This window comes from Pseudoalteromonas sp. SR45-5 (assembly GCF_014163565.1).
Classification (GTDB): Bacteria; Pseudomonadota; Gammaproteobacteria; order Enterobacterales; family Alteromonadaceae; genus Pseudoalteromonas; species Pseudoalteromonas distincta.
Window position 1 is genome coordinate 1 of sequence record NZ_JACJDN010000167.1, and the last position, 6,959, is coordinate 6,959.

Sequence of the window (6,959 nt, forward strand, 5' to 3'; positions counted from 1 at the left end):
TACCAATTTTACTAAATACATAAGCAATTAACTAAAAAGGCCCTTGCGGGCCTTTTTACTATGTATTTTGCTTATGCCAATTAGCTTAAACTCTTAAGCAGATAGGCATTACTATTGGTTTTTGCTTTTAAATATATAAAAGCTAAATATAGCGAACACACATACCTGAGCTACAATACCTTGCCATGTTGACTTAATACCAAGCCATGCTATTTCAAAGCTCATTGGTAGCGACGCAATACCTATTATATCGGCCTCTTGTAATGCAATAACGGCTTTGCCCATAAGCACAAACGAGAGTGCAAATAATAAATAAGTGGTAATTGCAAAAAACTTAGCAACCGGTAATTTAATTGAGTACTTAATTAATACCCACGTAATAATAGCCAGTATTGCTACAGCTATCGCGAAACCCGATGCAATAGATGAATATTGAGCAGGCGAGCTTTGCGTTAATAAAGACTGATAAAACAATACGGTTTCGAATACTTCTCGGTACACGGCAATAAAAGAAAGCCCCGCTAATCCCCAAAGTGTTCCCGACTCAAGACGCTTATCTATATTGTCTTTTATATATTTTTGCCATTGTTGCGCACTTGTTTTACTGTGCATCCATACGCCAACATACAGTAAGATTACAGCGGCGAACAATGCACCAGCACCTTCCATAACTTCGCGACTTGCACCACTTATTTCTATTAATGTTTGCGCAGCCGCCCATGTTAAGCCACCGGCAATAAGTGCGGTTACCCAGCCAACATGTACGTATTTAAGCGCATCTTGACGTTTCGTTTTAATAAGCACAGTCATAAGGGCAATAATGACTAAGAGTGCTTCTAAGCCTTCTCGCAGTAATATTATTAAACTAGCTGAAAGTAGAGCGCCATCAGTTAGCTTGGTTTCGTTTAGCATGCTATCTGCTTTAGCGAGTTGTGTTAGTGCTGCACTTACTTTTTCGGCAACGACGGCTGTATCTTTTTCGTTTTTGAATGTTTGGCGTAGGTTCATCAGTTGTACTTCGATGTTTTTACGCAGTGTTTCGTCGTAGGCATTTAAGTTGTTTTCAACAAGCTCAAAGCCATCTAAGTATGCGCTAATTGCTAAATCACTTGCTTGTGAGTAATTGCCTTTAGCATGCGCAGCTTGCGCTGCAAGTAACTGCGTGCGAGTAACTGTTATCGGATTTTTGTTAGCGCTAAATAATTGCTCCGGATTACCACGAAGCCATTTAACGTAATGTGCTTGTGCTTCACTTTGACCTGCCGATAATTGTGCAGGGTTTAGGTTTACAATCTGCGAAGCGGTAATGTTTTGTTCTACATTTTGTGGTTTTTGAACATCTTTAAATGCCAAGCTACCTACATAAAAAGCTAAAGACCATCGTTGTTGTTCATTAAATTGGGTAAAAGCAACCATAGGCGTGTCGTCAATGCCGTTACTTACAGCGTCAAATAACCCCATTAATGAGCGGTTTGTTGCGCGTTCTTTGTCGGTAAAGTTGGTAGGCTCTGGCGATAAATTTTTTGCAAGCGGACCGTCGCCTTGACCACTTTGGCCGTGACACATTGAGCAGTTAGTAGCAAAAAGCGATTTGGTTTGCTCAACCGGAAGCAGTGATGTAGGTAACGATAGTTGTGGCATAAAGGTAAGCAGCGACTCACGAAGCGCTGAGCTTGCTGCACGTACATCGACAACACTCGCTTTATTAGCAATCGCTGTATGCAGTGATTTAGCTTGTGCCTTTACTGTATCAAACTCATTGGTTTGGCTTGATAGCTGTCCAGCTTGCTCAATAATAACGTGCGAAAATTCAGTCATTTCTTGATATTCGTCGGGGTCTAGTATTTCACCATTTCCAACAGCTGCCACGTAATCTACACCTACATACTCTGCAAGCTGTGCAATTTGTTTTATTTTTGTTTGCTCATTAGGTGAGGCCGACACATTAAAGCTTGCCATAGCCATTATAAAAAGCACAAAAAAACAATGAAATTGTCGTTTGCCCAGAGATACCAAATTTAAAAACACGTGAGAATTATTTTTGGACATTGAAAAGCCCTACAGAGGAAAAGCCAAAATTATAATTGTTTTCATTTGCATTTCAAGCGGATTAATTTAAACAAAGAAGATAAATAAAAAGGATAACAATTTATAGAACTTTAAAGTGTTTTTGTAACACGTGAGTAACAGTAACCAAGTGATTTATATAATAACTTGGTTACTGAGTTGATTGCTCACAAAGCATTTATTACTTTGCTTGCTCAGCTGATTTAATGCTGCTTTGAATAAGCGGCGAAATAGTTAAGCCTTGTACAATAATAGAAAATATAACCACAACGTAGGTAACAATAACGATTAGGTTATGTAGGTCAGAGCCACCTACAAAAACTTGCTCGCGTGGAATTGCTGCCGCCATTGCCAGTGCAAGACCGCCGCGTAGCCCACCCCAGGTTAAAATTTTAACACTGTGTTTATCGTAACTTCTAAAGCGTTTAAAGATAACAAAGGGTGCGCCTACGCTAATAAAGCGTGCTAGTAATACTGCAGGTACCATTAGTAAGCCTAAGCCAATTTCACCAAGCGTGATTGGCATCGTCACTATTAGCATACCTATTATTAAAAACAGTAGGGCATTTAAAAAGCTATCGGTTGCATGCCAAAAATCTTTTACGTAACGAGTGTCTTCAGGCCCCGTGCGCTCAGTTGCTTTAGTACGAGTAATGTTACCCATTAATATGCCGCTCGTAACCATGGCAAGTGCGCCTGATATTTCCCAAATATTTGCAGCAGCAAAACCTGCGGTAGGAATAGTTAAGGTTATCAATAAGCGAATGTTTACATCGCGGCTGTTAATAATTAAAAAGTGGCCAACCAAAGCAATAACCAAACCAAACGCAATGCCGCCTAGGGCGTCTACAAAAAAGAGTTCTGCTATATCGCCAAATTGTGCATCGGTGCCATAAAAAGCAACCGAAAAAATGGTCGTAAATATTACTAAACCAATACCGTCGTTAAATAGCGACTCACCTTCTACTTGAACTGAGATTCCTTCTGGCGCTCGCATTTGTTTAATAATAGCAAGTACAGCAATAGGGTCGGTTGGGCTAATAAGCGCGCCAAATAATAAACAGTATATAAACGGTACATCAAAGCCAAATAAGGCAAATAGATAAAAACTTAAATAACCGACTATAAAAGTGGAAGCAATAGTAGAAAATAGCACTAGTGCGGTTATTTCCCAGCGCTGTTTACGAAGCGCCATAAGGTTAATTTCCAATGCGCCAGCATAAAGTAAAAATCCGAGCATACCTTTGAGTAATAACTCGTTAAAGTTAATACTGGAAACAATTTGGGTCATGGCTAACGCATTTTGATCGCCTAATAATTTAACGGCAATAATGAATAATAAAGAAATAACAACTGAGCCTGTAGTAATGGCAATTGTAGTTTGCATTTTGAGGATATATTGGTTTGCAAAAGCAATAAAAATTGCAATGGCAGAGAGAAAACAAATGAGATACCAAGCATTCATTGGCTAACCTTACTATTTTTTTAACGACACACGAAAAAGAGGATTATAAACCCGCGTATGGTACTCCTGTAATATTTCAGAGTCACAGTTTTTATGCCTAAATATAGCTTTTAATACGGATTATTTTTAGTAAGAGTTAATAGAAAATTAGGCTTTGTAAATATTGTCATTATTAAATTAAATGTACGTTATAAATACACAGTGTATTGTAATATCGAATGATTAATCTCACTATTAAAGTGCGTATTAATTCGTAAAGTAAAAGTGGGTTTTGTAATTACTTGCCCTTAATGCTTTGCTTACGTAAAATCCCGCTATTATTTATTTTAAAGTGATTGGTATTATCAAACAGCTGTTTAGTGCAACCGGGCCTTTAGCGTTATCTTTAGATGGGTATACGCCTCGCCAACCACAAATTGATATGGCAGTAGCTGTTGCGGATGCATTAAAAAACAGTTCGCAATTAGTTGTTGAAGCAGGCACGGGTACGGGTAAAACATTTGCATATTTAGCCCCTGCACTTAAGTCAAAAGGGCGCACGATAATATCAACAGGTTCTAAAGCTCTACAAGAGCAGCTTTATCACAGAGATTTACCGCAACTAGTTAAAGCTTTAAGTGCTTCAAAAAAAACCGCCTTATTAAAAGGGCGCGCCAATTACCTATGCACCTACCGACTTAATCAACATGTTGCACATGTACCTACTGACGACTCCGACGTAATGCATCAACTAGCTATGGTAGCTAAGTTTGCAAGCGAAACACAATCGGGCGATTTGGCCGATTGTATAGGTATAGAAGATGATGCCAAAGTACTGCCTTATGTAAATTCAACAGCCGATAATTGTTTAGGTAAAGAGTGTCCAGATTTTCAAAGCTGTTATATACGCAAAGCACGTTTAACTGCGGCCGATGCCGATGTGGTTGTAATTAATCACCATTTGTTTTTTGCTGATATGGCTGTAAAAGAAAGTGGCTTTGCTGAACTTATGCCAAAAGCAGATGCTTACATATTTGATGAAGCCCATCAGTTAAGCGAAATTGCCAGCGATTACTTTGGTGAAAGTGTTAGCACTAAAAAGTTGGTAGATTTAATTAATGATTTACGTGCTATTTATAGAGCTGAAATTCCCGATATGCTGCAACTTGGTAAAAGCTTAAACAAGCTTGAGACAAGCGTTGCTGATTTACGTTTACAATTTGGTGTTGATGGCAGCCGTGGCGATTGGCGAGAAAAACTAAGCGATAAACAAATTTGCTCGGCGCTCCATCGTGTGATCAGTGATTTAGATTTTGTTTATCAAGTACTCAAGCTTTGCCTAGATAGAAGCGACAAAATTGAGCATCCATTTGAACGTGCACTTGCGTTTAAAGGGCAGTTAGAGCGGGTTTTTGATACAGCCCAAACCGGCTTTAGTTATTGGTATGAAACAACGCGCCGTTATTTAACAATTAATATAACGCCATTGAATGTATCAGCTAAGTTTGCTCAAATGATGCAAGACACGGGCGCAGGATTTGTATTCACTTCTGCAACACTTTCGGTTGATAACAAACTAGAGCATTTTAATGCAAGCCTAGGTTTAAAGCCAAAACAAAGCATGATGGTAGATAGCCCATTTGACTACCCTAATCAGGCGCTGCTGTGTTTACCTCGCTACTTACCCGAATCGCATGCTGATAATATGCCACATGCAATTGTAAAACTAACGCTTGAGCTTATAAAATCAGCACAAGGGCGTTGTTTTGTGTTATTTACTAGCTATCGAATGATGCACTTAGTGGCCGAAGGGCTAACTACACAAATAGACTACCCAGTTTATATGCAAGGGCAAATGTCTAAGCGTATAATTTTAGAGAAATTTACTCGCCATGGTAATGCGGTATTACTCGGCACGGCTTCTTTTTGGGAAGGTGTCGATGTACGCGGCAGTACATTAAGTTGTGTTATTATAGACAAATTGCCATTTGCAGCCCCTGACGATCCATTGCTACAAGCTAAAATGCAAGATTGCCAAATGCAGGGAAAAGACCCTTTTTCACACATACAATTACCGCAGGCTGTAATTGCGCTAAAGCAAGGTGTAGGGCGTTTAATTCGAGATAGTAAAGACAAAGGCGTACTTGTAATATGTGATAATCGCTTAGTTACACGCCAATATGGCCAAGTATTTTTAAAAAGCTTACCACCGATGCGCCGCACGCGAAGCTTAGAAGATGCCAATACATTTTTAAAACAAATTAATTAGAGTACTAAAATGATCAAAAGTAATATCCTTGCCCTTGATGCTTCAACTGAAGCACTTTCAATTGTTTTACATTACCAGGGCCAAACGTTTCATCATTTTGAAGAGTGTCCGCAGCAGCACAGCCAAAAAATACTTCCACTTGTGGATGAACTTTTAACTAAAGCAAACTGTAAATTAAAAGACTTAGACGTAATTGGTTTTGGCCAGGGGCCAGGTAGTTTCACCGGTGTACGTATTAGTGTTGCTATAGCGCAAGGCTTAGCGTATTCAACTAATTTGCCGCTTGTTGGTGTGTCTACACTGGCTACTATGGCTCAACAAACGTTTGAACAAAAAGGCAGCCTGAGTGTTTATCCAAGTATAGATGCGCGTATGGGGGAGATATACTTTGCACATTACCAAGCGCAAAATAATCTAATGCTTTTAGTTAACCAAGAATGCGTTATAAAACCTGATTTACTAAATAATGACTATATAGCGACCACTGAGCCATCTGTAGCTGTGGGCACGGGCTTTGAAACCTATCCTGATGCGCTAAATGACTTTGAAAACGTGACAATTAATACTGATATTACATTGCCTGATGCGCGTTATATGTTAGCGCATGTTGAAGCCGCGTTTTTAGCGGGTGACGTTGTAAAAGCGAGTGACGCTCAACCTAAATATGTGCGAGATACGGTAACGTGGAAAAAGCTACCAGGGCGTGACTAATCATATTATTTGCAAATTGGTTGTTTTTAAATCATAATTTTATACAATATTAAGGTTGGAGACGCGTAATGACGCTGCCTATTGGTTCAGGTTTTTTTACCGGGGATATTCCGGGTAGGGTTAGCCCTACTAAAGTTGTTACTAATAAACCACAGAGTTTATTAGACCAGCCGGCTGCTCAAAAAACGAATACCGATTATGTAAAAAGCAGTGTCGAGGGCGTCGAACTAGCTAATCAACTGTTTAAAAGCAGTGCTAAAAGTAATGAATACAGCCAAACAATTTACGACCAACCGACAGCTCAAGTAAGTAAAGCGATTTCTACTTATACTGAATTTGCTAATTTAGAACGTAGAGCCGAAGTACAAAATTTAATAGGTGTTGATATATACGCTTAAAGCTTAATTGAGCGCTTTAGATAAATACAGCGATAAAATTCAATAAAAAGCCCGAACATGTGTTCGGGCT

The 6,959-nt window shown here is 39.1% G+C and carries 5 protein-coding genes; 3 read left to right on the top strand and 2 right to left on the bottom strand.

What is annotated here, in order from left to right:
* Nucleotides 1-111 precede the first annotated feature (111 nt).
* Nucleotides 112-1,965: a cytochrome c/FTR1 family iron permease gene (locus tag H5072_RS08315; protein ID WP_182693237.1), complete on the bottom strand. Its 1,854-nt coding sequence runs from the start codon at nucleotides 1,963-1,965 to the stop codon at nucleotides 112-114.
* A gap of 283 nt (nucleotides 1,966-2,248) precedes the next feature.
* Nucleotides 2,249-3,532, bottom strand: a complete 1,284-nt coding sequence (locus H5072_RS08320) for a sodium:proton antiporter (RefSeq protein ID WP_182693234.1) — start codon at nucleotides 3,530-3,532, stop codon at nucleotides 2,249-2,251.
* A gap of 331 nt (nucleotides 3,533-3,863) precedes the next feature.
* On the opposite strand from H5072_RS08320, the gene H5072_RS08325 reads away from it, so the two are divergent.
* The 3 genes from H5072_RS08325 (at nucleotide 3,864) to H5072_RS08335 (ending at nucleotide 6,889) form a co-directional block, all read left to right on the top strand.
* Complete coding sequence (locus H5072_RS08325; protein ID WP_182693235.1) at nucleotides 3,864-5,780, top strand: ATP-dependent DNA helicase; 1,917 nt, start codon at nucleotides 3,864-3,866, stop codon at nucleotides 5,778-5,780.
* Nucleotides 5,781-5,789: 9 nt separating this feature from the next.
* Nucleotides 5,790-6,491: a tRNA (adenosine(37)-N6)-threonylcarbamoyltransferase complex dimerization subunit type 1 TsaB gene (gene tsaB, locus H5072_RS08330; protein WP_182693236.1), complete on the top strand. Its 702-nt coding sequence runs from the start codon at nucleotides 5,790-5,792 to the stop codon at nucleotides 6,489-6,491.
* Nucleotides 6,492-6,559: 68 nt separating this feature from the next.
* Nucleotides 6,560-6,889 (top strand): hypothetical protein, encoded by a 330-nt coding sequence (locus tag H5072_RS08335; RefSeq protein WP_007580633.1) that lies wholly within the window; start codon nucleotides 6,560-6,562, stop codon nucleotides 6,887-6,889.
* The last annotated feature ends 70 nt before the right edge of the window (nucleotides 6,890-6,959 follow it).